General features: G+C 38.8%; 12 protein-coding genes and 1 pseudogene. 1 reads left to right on the top strand and 12 read right to left on the bottom strand.

Translation table 11 applies throughout. The annotated features are described in order from the left end of the window. Window positions 1-176 precede the first annotated feature (176 nt). The 12 genes and pseudogenes from tsaE to gyrB form a co-directional block, all read right to left on the bottom strand. Window positions 177-1,550 (bottom strand): annotated as a pseudogene (tsaE, locus tag QHG54_RS05860) (tRNA (adenosine(37)-N6)-threonylcarbamoyltransferase complex ATPase subunit type 1 TsaE). A 54-nt stretch (window positions 1,551-1,604) separates the two neighbouring features. Beyond that, entirely contained in the window at window positions 1,605-4,070 is a 2,466-nt protein-coding gene (locus tag QHG54_RS05855; protein ID WP_406604010.1) for a PAS-domain containing protein, read from the bottom strand. Window positions 4,071-4,108: 38 nt separating this feature from the next. Next, a complete protein-coding gene (ahcY, locus tag QHG54_RS05850; protein WP_317992517.1) occupies window positions 4,109-5,506 on the bottom strand; it encodes an adenosylhomocysteinase in 1,398 nt (465 codons plus the stop codon). Between the two features lie 798 nt (window positions 5,507-6,304). Beyond that, entirely contained in the window at window positions 6,305-7,303 is a 999-nt protein-coding gene (locus QHG54_RS05845) for a complex I NDUFA9 subunit family protein (RefSeq protein ID WP_317992518.1), read from the bottom strand. 43 nt (window positions 7,304-7,346) lie between these two features. Continuing rightward, the gene (locus QHG54_RS05840) at window positions 7,347-8,666 is read right to left on the bottom strand and encodes a folylpolyglutamate synthase/dihydrofolate synthase family protein (RefSeq protein ID WP_317992519.1); all 1,320 of its coding nucleotides are present in this window, start codon (window positions 8,664-8,666) and stop codon (window positions 7,347-7,349) included. Between the two features lie 13 nt (window positions 8,667-8,679). Beyond that, window positions 8,680-9,591: an acetyl-CoA carboxylase, carboxyltransferase subunit beta gene (gene accD / locus QHG54_RS05835; RefSeq protein WP_406604009.1), complete on the bottom strand. Its 912-nt coding sequence runs from the start codon at window positions 9,589-9,591 to the stop codon at window positions 8,680-8,682. A 114-nt stretch (window positions 9,592-9,705) separates the two neighbouring features. Then, a complete protein-coding gene (locus QHG54_RS05830; protein WP_406604008.1) occupies window positions 9,706-9,852 on the bottom strand; it encodes a hypothetical protein in 147 nt (48 codons plus the stop codon). 261 nt (window positions 9,853-10,113) lie between these two features. Further along, the gene (locus tag QHG54_RS05825) at window positions 10,114-10,863 is read right to left on the bottom strand and encodes a sulfate transporter family protein (protein ID WP_317992521.1); all 750 of its coding nucleotides are present in this window, start codon (window positions 10,861-10,863) and stop codon (window positions 10,114-10,116) included. A 348-nt stretch (window positions 10,864-11,211) separates the two neighbouring features. After that, window positions 11,212-12,588: a bifunctional phosphopantothenoylcysteine decarboxylase/phosphopantothenate--cysteine ligase CoaBC gene (gene coaBC / locus QHG54_RS05820; RefSeq protein ID WP_317992522.1), complete on the bottom strand. Its 1,377-nt coding sequence runs from the start codon at window positions 12,586-12,588 to the stop codon at window positions 11,212-11,214. Window positions 12,589-12,657: 69 nt separating this feature from the next. Continuing rightward, window positions 12,658-14,244 carry a 2-polyprenylphenol 6-hydroxylase gene (ubiB, locus tag QHG54_RS05815; protein ID WP_317992523.1) on the bottom strand — a complete coding sequence of 529 codons (1,587 nt, stop codon included), beginning with the start codon at window positions 14,242-14,244 and terminating at the stop codon, window positions 12,658-12,660. Window positions 14,245-14,246: 2 nt separating this feature from the next. Continuing rightward, window positions 14,247-15,029, bottom strand: coding sequence for a bifunctional demethylmenaquinone methyltransferase/2-methoxy-6-polyprenyl-1,4-benzoquinol methylase UbiE (ubiE, locus tag QHG54_RS05810; protein WP_317992524.1), 783 nt, complete (start codon window positions 15,027-15,029; stop codon window positions 14,247-14,249). 116 nt (window positions 15,030-15,145) lie between these two features. Continuing rightward, the gene (gyrB, locus tag QHG54_RS05805) at window positions 15,146-17,578 is read right to left on the bottom strand and encodes a DNA topoisomerase (ATP-hydrolyzing) subunit B (RefSeq protein WP_317992525.1); all 2,433 of its coding nucleotides are present in this window, start codon (window positions 17,576-17,578) and stop codon (window positions 15,146-15,148) included. A 904-nt stretch (window positions 17,579-18,482) separates the two neighbouring features. On the opposite strand from gyrB, the gene QHG54_RS05800 reads away from it, so the two are divergent. Continuing rightward, window positions 18,483-19,352: a transporter substrate-binding domain-containing protein gene (locus tag QHG54_RS05800; RefSeq protein WP_406604007.1), complete on the top strand. Its 870-nt coding sequence runs from the start codon at window positions 18,483-18,485 to the stop codon at window positions 19,350-19,352. Window positions 19,353-19,541 lie beyond the last annotated feature (189 nt).

Raw genomic sequence — 19,541 nt, 5'->3', positions numbered from 1 at the left:
AATTATTTGCATTACTCTTACTGTATACAATTTTCATGGAGGGAAAAACTGAAAAACTTGTGCAGTGGATTTTTTAACTTCGGTTAATTCGCTCTCTCGCAGAAAGTATTTATTATTTCTTATCAAAGATTTAAAAAAGAGAATGGATCACCGGCATATACTTATCTTCATATTCTTTAGAAAAAACGGTTTGCTTTTGTGAAGAGTGTCTTTTCAAAGGTTAAAGTGTAAGACTTTATTATGCCTTTGAAATGAAGTTCCATTTCTTGATAAAAGCTTTGTAAAGGTGCAAGAAGTGGGTACAAAAGATTACGGGCAAAATAATTCTGTAGGTAGGGGTAGATGTTTAAGATAAGATGATTTTCCATCTTGTTGGTGGAGGCGTATAAAAACTCCTAGAATTTTCCAAATCCATTGAGTGCCTGCAAATGCGTAAAGCTTACGTAATTCATCTTCATCAAAAGGTTTTGTGGTGCTTTATGATTTGCATTTCAATAGGCATCGAGAATTTTTGCTTTAAGTGTGGGTGGAATAAGCAGGTGTGCATCTTGTGCTAAAGAGATAAGGTTGTAGGCTGTTGGACCTTTTCAGCCATCTTGAAAGTCAAGTGGTCCAATGCGGGCAATTCCTTCTTTATGCGCACATCAGAAGAATATTGGGTGAATGATAATCACGCATAACAAAGGTATTTTTTCCTTTGATGAGGCTATCAAGATAAGGCTGTCAGCAATTTGCTACAAGGGATATAACGTTTTTCTATAGGATTGCCGGTTTTGTCTAAAAATCCTTTACCCCCGAAATTTTCTAGAATTAAAAGACCTTTTTCAAAATTTTCAACAAAGATATAGGGAGAGAAAATCCATTGTCTAAAATGATCTAGCTAATTCCTACGAATTGACGGATATTTTTTGCAAGATATGCTATTGTTGCGGAGGAGGGATCTATATTTTGTGACATTTGCATGGTTTATGCATCCATGAGAATTGCTTTATGATGTTTAGCATCTAGAATTTCATAGGTGTATGCGGAGGCATCACCAGCTAAAAAACGACGATGAATATAACCGTGTCTATGAGTTGTTAAAAATGTCCAAATTGCAAAAGACTGCTGAGACGGTTGGTCGAATCTTTTGCTGCTGTAAGAGTCACACGACGCCCATAGTCTTCATATTGTAAGGTGAGTGCAAAGGTAACTGGTCCCAAAAGATCTGCACTTTTTTCTGGCCATTCAATAAGTAAAATGCCTTGCTCTCGTGCTTCATGAAGCCCTAATTCATGGATTTCTTCTTCCATAGAAAGGCGATAAAGATCAGCATGAATAATTTCAAATTGTGGAAGTTGATAGCTTTGAACAAGAGTAAAAGTAGGACTCGGAACATCCAGTGTGTTGTCGTTAGCAAGTGTTTGGATGAGCGTACGTGCGAGGGTTGATTTTCCTGTTCCAAGATCACCTTGGAGCGTTACAAGATCACCCGGTTTTAAAGCGAGGGCCAAATCTTGCGCAAAAAGCTTGGTTGCTTTTTCATTTTCAAGAAAAAAACTAAAATTCATTAAAATTTCCATGAAATGGATGAGAAAAAATTTTGTAATAATCAGAGAACGAGGTTAAAAAACTTTATCTCCTTTGAGAACTGGAAAAAAACATTTAACTGTTGTGCCTTGTCCAGCACCAGTGAGAATTTCAACGTGTCCACCGTGGAGTTCAACGAAACTTTTGACAAGGGAAAGACCAAGACCCGCTCCTGCACGCCCACCATTATGAGCATGGGAGGAAAAACGTTTGAAAATTCGATCAAGGATGTCTTCTGGAATATCAGATCCCTCATTATGGACACTGAAGACGATGTTATCATCTTGTTCTTCGGCACAAAATTCAATTGTACTTGCTTCGGTTGCAAAATTAATGGCGTTACTGAGAACATTAACAAAGATTTGATGCAAACGTGTTGCATCAGCGGAAATAAAATTTAAGGAAGGAGAAATTTGTTGTAAAAGCGTAATATGGCGTCCGTTAAGGCGCTCTTCCACCCGCGCTACTGCTTGCACCATAGAATCGGCAATGTTAACCGGTTTTATGTCCAGTTCCATGATACCTGCATCAAGGGTTGCAAGGTCAAGAATATCGTTAACAATATTCAAGAGAGTGCCTGATTCTGAATGAATGTGTCCAAGATATTCATGTTGTCGTTCATTAATAGGGCCAAAAATTTGATCACGTAAAATATCAGAAAATCCAATAATATTGGTGAGCGGTGTACGCAATTCATAGGAAACATGTTGAACAAATTCATTGCGCAAGTGATCAGCTTTTTCTAAGGCTTCATTTTTCTCTTGAAGAGCGCGTGCAACATGAACAGTATCAGTAACATTAACAAAAGTAAGCATCGTCTGTCCATTGGGAAGCGGGACCAATGTGTAATCAATGATCATTCCACTTTTTAGGTCCATACGACCTGAATATGTATCACGTTTTTCAGCAAAACCCGTAATAAAACCTGTAAACTGATTCCATTCTTTTCCCACGGTTAGGGCTGAACAATGGCTTTGTAATTGTGTAATATGGGTACCTTCTACCAATAAATTATAGGGGAGAGACCATAATTTAGATAAAGCTGGATTCGATAAGCGAAGACGCCCATCAGTGCCAAAAACCACCACTCCTTCTGAAAGCTTATCAAGTGTTTCGCCTTGTATTTTAATGAGTGTATTATAACGTCGCTCAAGATCAATTTTTTCTGTAAGATTTTCATAAAGCCAAGTGACGCCTCCTTGTGGGTGAGGACTAGAAATAACACGTAACGTACGCCCATCTGGAAGATTCCAAATCTGTTGATTTGATTCTGTTTGTTGGTAGGCTTTAAAAAGTTCTTCTTTCCATGTGCGCCAATCAGGGTGTTCACCAATGAGCCCTTTTTCACGCAAATGTTCAAGGAGCAATGTATGGCTTGGCTCACTTTCTAGGAAAGAACTCTCTAATGGCCATAAAATTTTAAAAGCATGGTTGCAAAATTTTAATTTTTGGTTGGTATCAAAAATGGCTACAGCTGTTGAGATTTGATCAAGTGTTTCACAATGGCTTTGAAGAACGCGTTTTAGTTCATTGGCAAGATTTTCATATGCGCTGTCATCACGGGCAAAAGCTGCCATCCCTTCGGTTGTTGTAAGTCGTGTGAGATGAAAGCAGTGCCGTTCTCCATCAATGACCGTATGAACGTGCTCTTGAAAAATTGTTTCTGTTTCATCTGTTTTGCGTTGTGTTGTTTCATTAAAAAGATCAACGATTTCGTTACTGTCTTCTCGAAAGCTTGTCATTTCTCTAAAGGCGCGATTAATAAAACAAACTTTCCCTTCATAATCTTGTATCCATACCGGTTCTTGAATAAGATCAAGAAGATTGCGTTGCATTCTTAGCTCGTTGAGAATTCGGGCGATATCTTTCTGTAAACGAGCATTTTCGCTCTGCTGTGTTGAGATATCTTGAAAACGTGCAATGGCTACTGTTCCCGCAATCACTCCTGTAACTTGCAACAATATATTGTTCTTGGTGGTGATAGAGAGGTCAAAAGGGTGAGACTTGTAAAGCAATTGAGACAGTGCGTAGTCAAGTTCCCGCAGAGAAGTTTCTTCAAGCCAGAGTTCAAACCGCTGAAAGTCTTGTTGATGAATTTCTACTTTTTGCAATGCAGGAATTTTACCAACCACACGTGGTAAAGTCGTTGGATTTTCCCAAATAAGCAGACATTGCCCAGTTTCTTCCAGAAGCCATTCATAATATTGAAGTTTTTCAGAAAAGTTTGCTTGAATTGTCTTCAAAGGCTCCCATGAAGCTTTTTTTACACGCATAATAACTGCCATGCAGGTGAGAAGTGAGGCACAAGAAATCCCTCCACAAAGGGCTAAAAGAAGCCATGGCCCATCGGGCAGGGTGAAGCGAAGTGGTAGATGCGCTGTCAATGATTGAGCAACAGCGCATGTTGGAGAGAAAAGAAAAAGAAGGCAAAAAATCTCGCTAAAGATTCGTATTATTTTTTGAGTTTTTTCTTTGGGGTCATAATCACCAAAGCTGAGCACGATGCGTTTTCCTTTTTCTTTTAATCCAAGAAAACATTTTAGTAACGGTAATGATCTGGTTTGTAAGGTCCTTGTGGTGTGACTCCAATATAGGCGGCTTGCTCTTCTGATAAAACACTTAATTTTATTCCTAACCGATCAAGGTGAAGACGTGCAACTTTTTCATCAAGATGCTTTGGCAAAACAGTCACTTCATTTTTATAGTGTTCTGAACGGGTAAAGAGTTCAATTTGCGCTAAAACTTGATTGGTAAAAGAGGCCGACATGACAAAAGAAGGGTGACCTGTAGCATTACCGAGGTTTAGCAAACGACCTTCAGAGAGCAAAATTATACGTTTTCCATCGGGAAAAGTGATCATATCGACTTGTGGTTTAATATTCGTCCATGGCAAGTTTCTAAGGGCTGAGACTTCGATTTCATTATCAAAATGGCCAATATTTCCAAGAATACACATATCTTTAACTTGACGCATATGGTCTAAGCGGACAACATCTCTATTGCCAGTTGTTGTTATGATAATATCAGCGCTAGAAGCGGCATCATCTAAAGTAACAACTTCATAGCCGTCCATAGCTGCTTGAAGAGCACAGATAGGATCAATTTCTGTTACTTTAACACGAGCTCCAGCTCCTGAAAGAGATGCTGCTGAACCTTTACCTACATCGCCATAACCGCAGACAATGGCGGTTTTTCCAGCTATCATTACGTCTGTCCCGCGTCGAATACCGTCTACTAATGATTCTCTACATCCATATTTATTATCAAATTTTGATTTAGTGACGCTATCATTGACATTAATAGCAGGAAAAGGCAGAAGCCCTTCCTTTTCTAATTGATAAAGACGGTGTACGCCCGTTGTGGTTTCTTCGCTCACACCTTTGATTGCTGCACGCTGACGTGTGAAAAATCCTGGTGTAGCATTCATACGCTTTTGGATTTGTTTGAAAAAAAATTCTTCTTCTTCCGTTTTGGGATGAGACAAAATATCATTATCTATTTCCGCACGGCTTCCCGTTAAAATATAGCTTGTGGCATCAGCACCATCATCTAAGATAAGATTGGAGGTATTGCCATCAGGCCATTGGAAAATGGCATCTATATAAGTCCAATATTCTTCAAGTGTCTCACCCTTAACCGCAAAAACAGCAGTACCAGCGGCTGCAATAGCTGCTGCTGCGTGATCTTGCGTAGAAAAAATATTGCTAGAACTCCACCTTACATCCGCCCCAAGTGCTTTCAGTGTTTCAATCAAAACAGCTGTCTGAATAGTCATATGCAATGAGCCAGAAATACGTGCTCCACGCAAAGGTTGACTGGAAGAAAATTCCTCACGACAAGCCATCAAACCAGGCATTTCCGTTTCGGCAATATCGAGTTCTTTACGACCATAAGCAGCAAGTGCGATATCTTTGACAACATAATCTTGGGCTGCCATTCTTTATTCCTTCAAAATCAGTTTTTTCAAGACGGTAGGAGAAATTAAAAAAAAATGCAAGCCAATAGGAAGACTTCTTTCTGTGAAAAAAATCCTTTTCAAGTCTCTATAAATTTGTGCAACAAACATGTATTTGTAGAGTGAATAATGATGTTACTGACAGAATATAAGGAGGACTCGTAAAAAACTCTAGTGTGTGAACAAAGCTTATCGACGTTTGTTATTTTTTGAACTGTGAAAAAAGTGAAATGACAAAGAGAATTTATTATAAAATTCTACATTCTGAAAAAAGAGCAAGACATATATTTCATCAATACATTTACTCTTTTCTTTTATAAAGTAAAATTAATTCAGTCGCAAAAAATATGCGCTCACGAAGAACAGCATACTATTGTGCTGCTCATTCACGTACGTATTAAAGAAATACCTCACTTTGTTCTTTATCGCATTTTGTAGTGCTGCCCATAAATAGCATGAAAGCAAGATTATTGCACACAACCATCTTTACACCTATGAAGGTACAAACCAGAATCCATAATTATCTTTCTCTGCTTGGAATGTTATACCTATTTTGCATTAAGACAATTCATAAAAAGTATATTCAGTCCTTTCTCAAACGATTGTATCCAAATGCCGCCTCTTTTTGTGATGTGCAAATAAACGGTTTTTTATGATTCTAAATGCAGGAGTTTGAAATGAGAAAATATAACTCTATTTGGTATTCTAATTTCTTGACATCAGGAAAAACAAATAACCACTATAAATCAATATCTTGACTAATTCTTTGGAGAATATGTGCTAGGCTGGTAAATTTTTGGAAAATTGACCTTGTGGACGAAATCGCCATAGATAACTTGGTAAGAGTGCAGCCATTGCTCTAGGGGTAATACCTACTCCTTCTAAAGTGTATCCATTTTCTATAGCTTCTTGAGAAACAATGTTATTCACTTGCAGGAAGCGTATTTGATCGGCTGTTGTCACTGTTGGCACGAGAGGCAATTTACCGATGGTTCCCAAAAGACCGCCGATCAACAGCCCTGCAGAAAGAGGCATGGAGAGGATTATTTTTTTGCGGTGAATGATTTTCAATATATTTTCAAGGGCATTTTGAAATGTAATAATTTGTGGACCGCCAAGATCATAGCTTTTTCCAGAGATAACCTGTCCTTCTAAAGCACGTATAACAAATTCAGCGATGTCACCAACATAGACAGGTTGCAATTTACTTTGTCCACCTCCAAAAAGGGGCATAATAGGCAAAAAACACGATAGATTTGCTAAGGTATTAAAGAAACAATCCTCTGGCCCAAAGATAACCGATGGGCGCATAATAATTGCTTGAGGATGTTTGTTATGAACAATTTTCTCACTCATAGATTTGACACGTGCATAAAGAAAAGAAGCGTTTTGGTTAGCTACAAGTGCTGACATATAAATGAGTGAAATACCCGCTTCAGCTGTTAATTCAGAAACATTTTCTGCACCATCAATTTGTGTTTTTTGAAAGCTCGATTGATTTGCTTGTGTTAAGCTACCAGGGAGAAACACTGCACCATCTGCACCAAGCAAAGCGCGTTCAACCGAGGCACGATGCTTGACATCAGTTTTGAGCATTTGGGTTTGTCCCACTTCTCCTATTTGTAGCATATAATAGGCTTTTTCTGGACAGCGAACAGCGATGCGAACGCGATAACCTCGCTTAGTTAGAGATTCAACAACATGCCGCCCTACAAAGCCAGAGCCGCCGAAAACAGTAATAAGTTTAGGATGTTGATAAAGTGCACAATCAAGTTGCATGACAAAATGTTCTATCTTCTAAAGCCTTATGAATAACCAATTCCTAACATGGCGGTGTTTTATTGTCACGTAAAATATCGCCAGCAAGGTAAAGGGAACCACTAATAAGGACGATAGCTTCTCTATACTCTGCGTTAATTTTATGGAAAGCATCTTGTAGATGAGCTTGCGGGCTAGCAAGGAGTCCTACTTTTTTGGCTGATTCAGCTAAAATTGTTGGACAAACACCTGCACTATTGTCAATCAACGGGATCGTATAGACTTTATCTACGAGGTTTGTGAGAGAACGAAAGTAACCAACAGCATCTTTGGTATTGAGCATACCAACAATCATAATAATAGGGCAGTTTGATTTTTTTTTCCACCCAGTAAGTTCTGCCGCAATAACTTTTCCAGCAGCAGGGTTGTGTCCACCATCTAGCCATAAATCAATATTAGGGGACAGTTGATCAACTAAATGTCCGTGAGTGAGATGTTGCATCCGTGCCGGCCAGTAAATATTTTGCAGAGCGTGGCTTATTGTTTGTTCTGAAAGTTGAAAACCTGCTTGATGAATTGCTTCAAGAGAAGCTCCAGCATTGGTAATTTGATGAGCACCAATAAGGTTGGGAAGTGGAAGATCCATAAGACCTTGACAGTTTTGAAATACCATACGTCCATATTCTGTATAGCTTTGATAATCTTGATCAAACAGGGAGTAAGGTGCTTTATTTTTATCAGCAATAGACGTTAAAACAGGAAGGGCTTCATCATGTTCTTGCTTACCAATAACTACAGGAACTGCTGGTTTGATAATTCCACCTTTTTGAAAAGCGATTTGTGTAATTGTGTTTCCAAGAAAGGTCTCATGATCGTAGTCAATGGGCATAATAAGGGATACAACTGGTTTTTTAATTACATTTGTAGCATCAAACCGTCCTCCTAATCCAACTTCTAGAATCACCACATCAGCAGGATGTGTGCTAAACAACATAAAGGCAGCTACTGTAAAAATTTCAAAAACAGTAATCAGCTCTTGACGATTTATTTTTATGATTTCGTGAATTGTTTCAGCTAATTGGTTCTCTGTGACAAGTTGGCCTCCTCCTCTTTGACCTAGTCGACAGCGCTCATTCCAGTTTACCAAATGAGGTGAACTATAGACATGAACACGATAGCCTGCGCTTTCCAAAAGTGCGCGACAAATAGCAGAAGCAGATCCTTTGCCATTTGTTCCAGCAATGTGAATAACAGGCGCAAGCTTTAAATGGGGATTATCAAGACGCTCTAAAAGGCGGAAAATACGTTCTAAAGAAAGGTCAAATTTTTTCGGATAGTTTTTCAGTAAATCATCTACTATCCTTTGCACTTGGTTTTTTTTCATGAGTTTAAGCAGCTTATTTTTTAGAAAGCAATGCCTGAGAACCGGTTGAGGATGGATTGGAAGGACCAACAGCTGCTGGATATTTCATCATCAAGCGTAAAAGTCGTGCAATGGTAGCTTTCATTTCTAAACGCGATACAACCATATCAACCATGCCATGTTCGAGCAGATATTCACTGCTTTGAAAACCTTCAGGTAAGGTTTCACGTATGGTTTGTTGAATCACGCGTGGTCCCGCAAAACCAATCATAGCACCAGGTTCGGCAATATGAACATCGCCAAGCATAGCGTAAGAAGCAGTAACACCACCGGTAGTAGGATTGGTTAGAACGACAATATAGGGAAGTTTTGCTTCTTTCAGCATTTCAATTGCTACGGTTGTACGAGGCATCTGCATCAATGAGAGTGTTCCTTCTTGCATGCGTGCTCCGCCAGAAGCGGCAAAAAGAACTAAAGGGCATTTGTCAGCAATGGCAGTATGAAAAGCTTTAATGATAGCTTCTCCCGAGGCCATACCGAGTGATCCACCCATAAAAGCGAAGTCTTGAACGGTGGCTATAATTGGTAAACCTTCGATAGTGCCTCGTGCACTTAAAATATTGTCATCGACACCAAGTTTGGAACGATAATCTTTTAACCGGTCAATGTAACGCTTTTCATCACGAAATTTTAAAGGATCAGTTACAACTTTTGGATTTTCAAGAAGCGTATAAACACCATCATCAAAAAAATGCATGAGACGATTTTTGGCGCTGATGCGCATATGATAGCCAGAAGTAGGGATTACATATTGATTAACTTCCAAATCTTTATGGAAGACCATTTCACCAGTGGTGGGATCTTTAATCCACAAATTGTCTGGAATTTCACGGCGTCCCAGTATGGAATTGATTTTAGGACGAACATAATTTGTAATCCAGTTCATCTTTGTAGCCTCTCTTTAAACATTATACACTTTTTGCACGATTCGAGGGAATATAGGACTGAATGGACAGACTCGCTTTGCCGGTTAATAAGCAAACCTCTTTAATACTTTTATCTATGTGCGTATAGCTTTAACCCCATTATTTTTTATTTTTCCAATGTTACAGTGGTAACCTAAATAAGAGTATTTGCTTATAACAAGTCTGTTAGCAGTTTTAATCGCTTCCATTGTTTGCTCTTTTGCTTTGATATTAAATTCCATTGCTTGTTGTCAAACTCCTTATTTGTTTCTGATGGCAAACCAGTATTCACCAAATCATCTACACCAGTGGTGCGAACATGAAACAAAAAACCTTATAATTATAAACATCAATAAGGTCAGATCGTCCATAAAAACAATGGATGCAATAACATTATGTTAGCGAAACGCCAGCACTGGAGCAAGATTTTTTCAAGAATTTTCCCTGATGATTTAGGAATTAAAGAGATTTTTAAAGGACCAAAAGTATTTTATACTTGTTTGTTATTCACGCACTTTGTTAATTTTATGTGAAGGAGTGCCATTATTTGGATGTGATACCTTTTGGGAAAGCATTTTATGTAAATGTGTCATAAGTGCGGCTGCAAAAAGTGGTGTTGCTAGATTAAGAATAGGAATCGAAACAAAAAACGCTATCAACACTCCTGCTCCGAACACTGTAAGGGAATGCATATATAGAAAAGCACGAGCTTCTTGTTCAGATCTAAAGCGATAAGCGGCAAATACAAAATATTCACGGCCGAATAAGTAGCCATTAATAACATAAAAGGCAATCAAATTGATACCTGGCACAAAAAATAAAATAAAAGCGAGTATATTACCGAAAAGGCTTAAAATAAAAAATTTTAAAGAAAGAATAACTGAACGCCCAAATGACAGTGCGTGCCCAATAGGTTCGTTCGGGTAATCTTCTTTTTCAATAATTTCAGCAGCAGAATCAATGAAAAAGCTTCCAATCATAGCTGTGATTGGAGCAATTAAAAAAGCCATAAGTAAAGCTAATCCTAAATTAAAAATGATAAGTATGCTTAATTCTAGTAATCCTGCCCAATCTGATAAATTGGGAAGGAAATGAGCAATCCAAAGTCCAAAATAAGTCATAAAAAGTTGACGTATAAATAACCATATGATGAAGAGCAAAACAAAAGTAAGTCCCAATGCTTTCAATATCATGATGCGATACTGGGGAGTTAAGAGGCGTTGTAGAGCGCGGTACGCAGCAGTAAAAATCATAAATAATAGACTAAGGGAAGAAAGCTAGAAAACAAGAGATAAATTCAAAAATATAGGATATATATTTTTTGTTTTATAAATTAAATAATTTGGATTAACTAAAAAATCTATATTGTTTTGTAAATGAGGTAAAATTTACGAGTTTTCTTTAGAGCTATATGTATAATCTATTTTTAGAAGAAAGCGCATCATTTTTAAATTCTATACATACAAGCCATGTTATTTAACTACTTGTTTATGAATGTCGCTATTTTTATATAATTTCACGTAATAAATTTATCTTTCAGTTTTATATTATGTTTTTTGTGTAAAATTGCCTGAAGAATTTTATTTAGGAAAAGCAGTTGGTTAAAAAAATGATACAACAATGTTTGCCAATTTTTCAGCTATTTGTTGTTTAGTCATCTGTGGCCATTGTTCAATGCTTTCTTTGCTAACAAGACAAATCTGATTCGTATCAGCACCCATAACATTTGTACCATCAGGAAGAGAAATGTTATTAGCAAGAATAAAATCCGCTCCTTTTTCAATACATTTTTTTTGCGCATTGGCAATGATGTCAGAAGTTTCAGCAGCAAAGCCAATTACGAGTGGAGGGCGGTTTGAAGCATGGCCGACAGTTGCCAAAATATCAGGATTTTCAACCATTTGTAAGGATGGTGGTGTTTTATGAGCACTCTTTTTAATTTTGTGTACAGATTGTGTTTGGCTACGCCAGTCGCAAACGGCGGCAACAAAAATGGCTCCATCGGCAGGTAAGGCCGCTTGAACAGCTTGTAACATCTGACACGCTGTTTCAACATGAATAGTTTTTATCTCTTGCGGATCGGCAAGATCAACGGGTCCACAAATAAGCGTCACTCTTGCACCCAAATTGGCTAAAGCTATTGCAATGGCGTGGCCCTGTTTACCCGAAGAACGGTTCGCAAGATAACGCACTGGATCGATTGGTTCATGGGTCGGACCAGAAGTAACAATAAAATGTCTACCAGAAAGTGGTTTCTCTTGTACATGTATACGCAAAAGAGTTTCTACTGTAGCCACAATGGTTAAGGGTTCGCTCATGCGTCCACAGCCAGCTTCATCACGCTCAGCCATTTTGCCGATTTCTGGTCCAACTATATGAACGCCATCTGCACGCAGCTGCGTGATATTGCGAACAGTTGCTGGATGTGCCCACATGGCTGGATTCATCGCTGGTGCAATCAAGAGAGGACAACGTGCTGCTAAAAGTACACAATTGGCCAAATCATCTCCTATGCCGTTAGCTATTTTTGCAATACGATTGGCTGTGGCTGGCGCTAAAATAATCAAGTCAGCATCACGTGCCAACCGGATATGACCAATATCATGTTCTTCTTCGCGTGAAAATAAATCACTATACACAGTACTGTTACTCAGAGCTTCAGCTGCTAAAGGGGTAATAAATTTTTGCGCTGCTTTTGTCATAATAATATTTAAGTGTGCTCCCCGTTCTTGCAAACGGCGAATCAGATCAAGCGCTTTATAGGCTGCAATACTACCACCAATAATAAGAAGGAGTGATTTTGATTGCAATGATTGCACTTCAATGGCACTTGCTTGAGACTGTGATATGGCTGGAATAGCGCAGTTGCTTAAGAGGCGGCGGGCTTCTTCTTCCATGGAAATGCCATTTTGCGCGGCACGTATGCGCAAAGCTTCTTTAGCTTCAGATGAAAGATTACGAATGGTAAGACTTGCCATAAAACATATCCAAGAAATAAAGTGATTGCAATGATTTCATCATTAATATGTTTTAGCATATTGAACAAATTAAAAAAGATGAAAAAAGTAAAAAGTGAGACAAACGCAACAAAATGCAATAATAAAGAGGCTATAACGGCCATAACGGTTAGTGCGGCTTTGTTCGATAGCAAGTTGTTTGAGGGTAGAGGGAGAAAGATGAAAACCTGTTTTTATCATTTGGTTTAAGTCTTCTTCCATACGTTGAAAATTTTGTATCAATTGCGGTGTTTTCCGCGCCAGTGAAAGGAGTGCTTGTGCTCCTTCACCAAAGTCCTTCGCAATTCCCACGGGTCCTAAATTTTTGCCAATCCATTCTTTAACAACAGGTTCAGAGGCTTTCCACATGTTAAAGTCTGGGTCCAATGTGCGGGCAACACCTTCCACGACAACCATAGTTTTTTGTAATAATAAGAGTTCAGGCCGCGTTTGCATATCAAACAATTCGGTGACTTCAAACAGCAGTGTGAGCAACTTAGCCATAGAAATACTTTGTGCTGATTGTCCATGAATCGGTTCACCAATAGCGCGATTGGCTTGAGCAAAGCTCTCAATGTTATGATGCGAAGGCACATATCCCGCCTCAAAATGGGCACGTGCGACCCGATGGTAATCACGGGTAATAAAACCGTAAAGGATTTCAGCAAGGAAATGCTTTTCTTTTTTGCCAAGCCGCCCTGTAATTCCTAAATCGACAGCAACAATACATCCTTTTGAGTCCACAAATAAATTACCAGGATGCATATCGGCATGAAAGAAACCGTCACGCAATGTATGGCGAAGAAAGGATTGGATAAGCGTGATTGCTAAGGCTTTTAAATCAAAACCAGCTTCTTTGAGTGCACAAATGTCAGATATTCGTATGCCATCGATCCATTCCATTGTGAGAACATTGCGTCCTGTTCGTTCCCAATCAACTTGGGGTACCCGAAAACCTACATCATGTTGAATATTTTCAGCCATTTCTGATATGGCAGCTGCCTCTAACCTTAAATCCATTTCAATACGTGTGGTTTGTGCTAAAGTATCGACGACACAAACAGGACGCAGCCGCCGAGAAGCAGGAATGTAACGTTCGTGGAAATGGGCAATGAGATAAAAGCCTCTAAGATCTTTAGCAAAACGCGTTCTGATATTAGGGCGAATAACTTTAACAGCGCATTTTTTTTTATGGCCTTCCTCATCGTAGTATTCAGCTGGATGAACTTGAGCAATAGAGGCAGCAGCAATGGATGAGTAAAAGTTTATAAATAAATCATTGATAGACCGACCAAGAGAATTTTCAATTTGGGCAATAGCAGCAGTAGAGGAAAATGTTTGAACACGATCTTGTAGTTGTGCCAGATCCTCTGCAATATCACGTCCAACAATATCGGGCCTAGTGGCAAGAAATTGACCAAGTTTTATGTAAGAAGGGCCAAGTTTATTAATAGCAGATGAAATATTCTCAGATCTCCGCTTCTTTTTCGTTTTGCGTCGCGCTAATATCCTTGCTAGACGGTGAAAGAATGCAGGAAATCCTCGAAGATCATCATGAGGCAGAGCACTCAAAACACCTTCACGCGTTAAAACCCATCCTGCACGCATTAATTGAAAGTATGTGGAAATTTGCACCATTTTTAAATTTTCCAACCTGAATGGAGCGCTGCTATCGCACCCGTGAGATTACGGTATGATACCCGCGAAAAACCTGCATGATTGATCATATGAGCAAAATCATCTTGCTTAGGAAATTTACGGATGGATTCCACCAAATAACGATAAGCATCACCATCATTTGCAATGAGTTGACCAAGCTTAGGGATAGCATGGAAAGACCAAAGGTCATAAATTTTATTAAGCAGAGGCATCTCGACATTGGAAAACTCCAAACTTAAGAAACGCCCACCGGGTTTTAAAACGCGAAAAGCTTCCCTGAGAGCTTGATCAATATGCGGTACATTGCGGATTCCAAAGGCAATTGTATAAGCATCAAAGCTTTGATCTTCAAAGGGGAGATGTTCTGCATTGGCTTCAACGAAATCAATTAGAGGGGCAAGACCATTTTTTTGTGCGCGCTTTTTGCCGACGTTGAGCATTGAGCCATTAATATCAAGGACTGTGGCATGAGCTTGTCGGCGTGAAGCATTAAGAATGCGAAAAGCGATATCACCGGTACCACCAGCTACATCAAGAACTTTCCAATTGGAACGTGCTGGTGGAGAGAGCCATGCAACCATAGAATTTTTCCATGCACGGTGCAGCCCAAGCGACAAGATATCATTCATCTTGTCATAGTTTTCGGCAACAGAATGAAACACACCATCAACCATGGATTGTTTTTGCGCTTCATCAATTCTTGTAAAGCCAAAAGAATGCTCCATGCCTCCTTTAATTCCTACACGTTCTGTTTCAGCTGTCATGTGCGTGACCTTCCTTTTTTTCTTTTCTCGTAAATGAAGCATAGAGGAAATATTCAAATACGAAAAAAAACGTATAAAAACGCGACATTTATAAAGCCAGAAACAAAAGAGTGCTTTTAGATATCAAGATTAGCAACGCTTAGGGCATTATCTTGAATAAAAGCTCGGCGCGGTTCGACTTCATCACCCATTAAACGGGAAAAGAGTGAATCGGCATCGGTTGCGTCATTGATTTTAACTTGTAAAAGTGCGCGCGCATCAGGGTTAAGGGTTGTTTCCCAAAGCTGTTCAGCATTCATTTCTCCAAGACCTTTATAACGCTGTAGCGTTATGCCTTTTTTACCATTTGTAAAAATGCTTTCTAAAAGGCTCATAGGTCCCAAAATGCGCTCTGATTTATCCTTGCGATGCAGGAGAGGGGGGGGATTATATATTTCTATGAAATTTTGGGAAACGCGATCAATTTGACGTGCGTCAGCTGAATTTATAAGCCCTGCATCGAGGGTAATGATATCTTTAACCCCGCGTAAAATGCGTTCAAAACATAAGCTTCCCTCCGGTGTATACTGACCACTCCAACCACGTTCCATATCATCAGCGATTAGGTCAAGACGACGCGCTACGTTATCGGCTGTTTTTTGAGCTTTTTCTGGTGTTGCAAAGGCTTCAAGATTGAATGCTCCAACAATTGCTGCTTGCTCAACAATGTTGCGGTCATAACGTGTATGAAGACTATTTAAAAGTTGGCGTAACACACGAGCGTCTTCGGCGAGTTGGCGCAAATCAGCACCTACACGAATTTCTCCTGTTGATAGTTCTAATTTTGTTTCTTCTAGTCCAGTATCAATGAGAAATTTTTCGAATGCTGCTTCATTTTTGATATACTGAAAAGATTTCCCACGTGCTACTTTGTAGAGAGGCGGTTGAGCAATATAAAGATGTCCACGCTCAATCAATTCGGGCATTTGTCTAAAAAAGAAAGTAAGGAGCAGAGTGCGGATATGTGCACCATCAACATCCGCATCGGTCATAATAATGATTTTGTGATAACGCAATTTGTCTGGTGAAAATTCGTCCTTCCCAATGGAAGTTCCAAGTGCGGTGATAAGCGTTCCAATCATATCCGATGAAAGCATACGGTCAAAGCGTGCCCGTTCGACATTAAGAATTTTACCGCGTAGGGGCAAAATCGCTTGATTTTGACGTGAACGTCCACTTTTTGCGGAACCACCAGCTGAATCTCCCTCTACGATGAAAATTTCGGATTTTGCTGGATCACGTTCTTGGCAATCGGCAAGCTTTCCGGGTAAAGAAGTGATATCGAGGGCTCCTTTTCGTCTTGTGAGTTCACGTGCTTTACGTGCGGCTTCACGTGCTGTCGCGGCTTCTACTACTTTACTAATAAGCAACTTCGCTTCATTAGGATGCTCTTCCAACCATACCGAAAGACCCTCATTCACCAAATTTTCAACAATAGGGCGCACCTCAGAAGAAACCAATTTATCCTTTGTTTGTGAAGAAAATTTGGGATCAGGAACTTTGACTGAAAGAATAGCAGTTAGCCCTTCACGGCAATCATCACCAGTCAGGTTAACTTTTTCCTTTTTTGCAATGCCTGAAGATTCAGCATAACCATTGATTTGCCGTGTTAAAGCGCTACGGAAACCTATTAAGTGAGTTCCCCCATCACGCTGAGGGATATTATTGGTAAAACACAATACTTTTTCATGATAAGAATCATTCCACCATAGGGCAACATCAACGCTCATCCCATCTTTTTCACTTGTAATATAAATAGGATTGTCCAGCAGCGCTTTTTTTGATTGGTCAATATATTTGACAAATTCAACTAATCCGCCCTCATAGTGCAATTCGACAGATTTAATGTCAGCATGACGTTCGTCAACAAGAAGAATATATATGCCCGAATTTAAAAAAGCGAGTTCCCGTAAGCGGCGCTCCAAAGTTTCAAAATCAAATTCAACCATGGTAAAAGTTTCAGAGCTTGGTAAAAATCTGATTTCTGTTCCACTTTCTGCATCGCAATCACCAACAATTTTTAGCGGGGCATCAGCAACCCCGTGGGTGAATGATATCTGATGGATTTTACCATTGCGTTTGATTTGCAGTTTTAGCCAAACCGATAATGCATTAACAACAGAGACACCAACGCCGTGTAACCCACCTGAAACTTTATAAGAGTTTTGATCAAATTTTCCGCCTGCATGAAGCTGTGTCATGATAACTTCAGCTGCTGAAATACCTTCTGTTGGATGAATATCTGTTGGAATTCCACGTCCATTATCACGAACAGAGCAAGATCCATCAGCATGAAGTGTGACATTCACAAGAGTAGCATGGCCGGCTAAAGCTTCATCAATAGCATTGTCTACAACCTCGTAGACCATATGGTGCAAACCTGAACCATCATCGGTGTCACCGATATACATGCCAGGACGTTTGCGTACAGCATCAAGACCTTTAAGAACTTTGATGGAAGCGGCATCATAGTCATCACCACACACTGGTGAGGTTATTTCATCACTCATAAGTTAATCCATTTCTGTATTCAGTTTGCAATATTTCATCAGCTTTTTCTGAGCTTAATGTTTTGGCCAGTTATTTATGGAATAACCACATTAAACATTTACCGTATATCAGATCTATATTCAACATCTGTCAGTACATAATAAAGAGAATGATTTTTGCATACGCAAATGATATTGTACTTTACATTGCGTTTTAGATGGAGAATAACGTCTGCAATCTGATGAAGGCAATCTCTATGGATTGTTAATTCTTGAGAAGAAACAATAGTTATTTGGATTTTTCCCTCACGCGAGAAGTGAGATATTTATTACTTCCTTAGCATGATCAATAAGAGTACATTGCAAGCTAATGAAACCAACACCTATGAATATTCTTTTTATCTGATATATAATAATTGACTTGATAAAAATATATCATTCATTTTGCATCATTTTTGTTATCACGTAGAAGGTGGTGATGAAGTTGTGTAATGATGCTCAAAGTATGTACGGTTTTATGGCTTGTGCGAGCAACAAAAACAGAATGTATTTTCTTAAAAGTGAAATTTTGTGTTTGTTCAGAAGAAAGATATAAGAGATTTTCTTAATACAGCTAAGATATTTAAGAAAAAATAAGACTGACGATGGCACAGAGATCCTTTGTTTTACATTTGTGCTAAAAAGCGCTTTTCTCCAGAATTGCTTTCTTTTGTGCGTTTATTTGATTTGAGAAGGTTGGTACCAAAATTCTGTGCCGCTATATTCTGAAACACATGTAAAAACTTTTCAGTTTTTGACAGTTTAAAAAAACACCAGCCATTTTAATTTATTAAAAGTATCAGATGTTTCAGTTAAGTGCCTTAAATAATATTGTGACGAGGTAAGTTGTATTTTAACCCTGAAAAATCAGGGGGAGGGGAAGATTTTGAAAATAAATAAACCTATAGATCTGGTAAATGCTCTTGTGAGAGTCCTCTTTATAATATGGGAAGTCCTCTTTCCATCCTTCGCAAAGGCTGAAACAGTTGGGAGGTTACCTTCTTTTTTTGATTCGCATGAGCATTTACTACCACCTGATACAACGGGTATAACCCGTTTGCGTTTTGTAACAACTTTTGATTTTCCTCCTTTTAACTTTCTTGACAAAACAGGACGCCTTGCAGGCTATAATATTGATTTGTTGCGTGCTATTTGTGCAAAATTAAACCTAGAGAAATTCTGTGAAGTGGAAGTTGTTCCTTGGGAAGAACTCGTAGACCATGTTAAAGGTGGTGGAGCAGAAGTGATCATCGCTGGTTTAAAAGAAACACTTAAAACGCATCAAGATCTTGTTTTTACAAAAACTTATCTGCGCTTTCCTGCTCGATTTGTTGCCTCTCAATCTGTGAAGCTCGATGAACCAATAAGCGATAAACTTGCACATTTAAACAGTGGATTTTTGCTAAAGAGTGCTCATGAAAAACTGTTTCATAGTTATTTTCCTGAAGCCAAAGGGCAAGGATTTAAGAATAGAACAGAGCTCTATAAAGCGCTACAGGATCATAAAATTGATCTTATTTTCGATGATGGATTTAGTTTATCTTTATGGCTCAATAATCCAAAATCTGTTGATTGCTGCCATTTTACTGGGGGTGCTTATATGGCTCCACAGTTATTGGGTGAAGGAATGCGAATTGCCGTTGCAAAAAAGAATGCAAAATTGGTTGGTGTGCTCAATTATGCTCTGAAATCACTAGAAGATGATGGCAAACTTGCAGAGCTTTATCTACGTTATTTCCCAATTAGTTTTTACTGACGAATGCTTTAAAGAAACATTTTTCATTGTTTTCAAGTTCATTTCATGACGACGTTTGTGAAGAGTATAACATAAAATTCATTAGAGACCATCATCTTGATGCTTATGAAAGTACAAACCGGTAGCATCATAATATTTGTCAACTTTCATCGCTTCTCTTGCATTGAGATGGTTCATAAGAGGTATATT

This window comes from Bartonella gliris (genome assembly GCF_045277155.1).
GTDB classification, from domain to species: Bacteria; Pseudomonadota; Alphaproteobacteria; order Rhizobiales; family Rhizobiaceae; genus Bartonella; species Bartonella gliris.
Note: the sequence above shows the minus strand (reverse complement) of the source record. Positions and strands in the feature narration are given on the sequence as shown.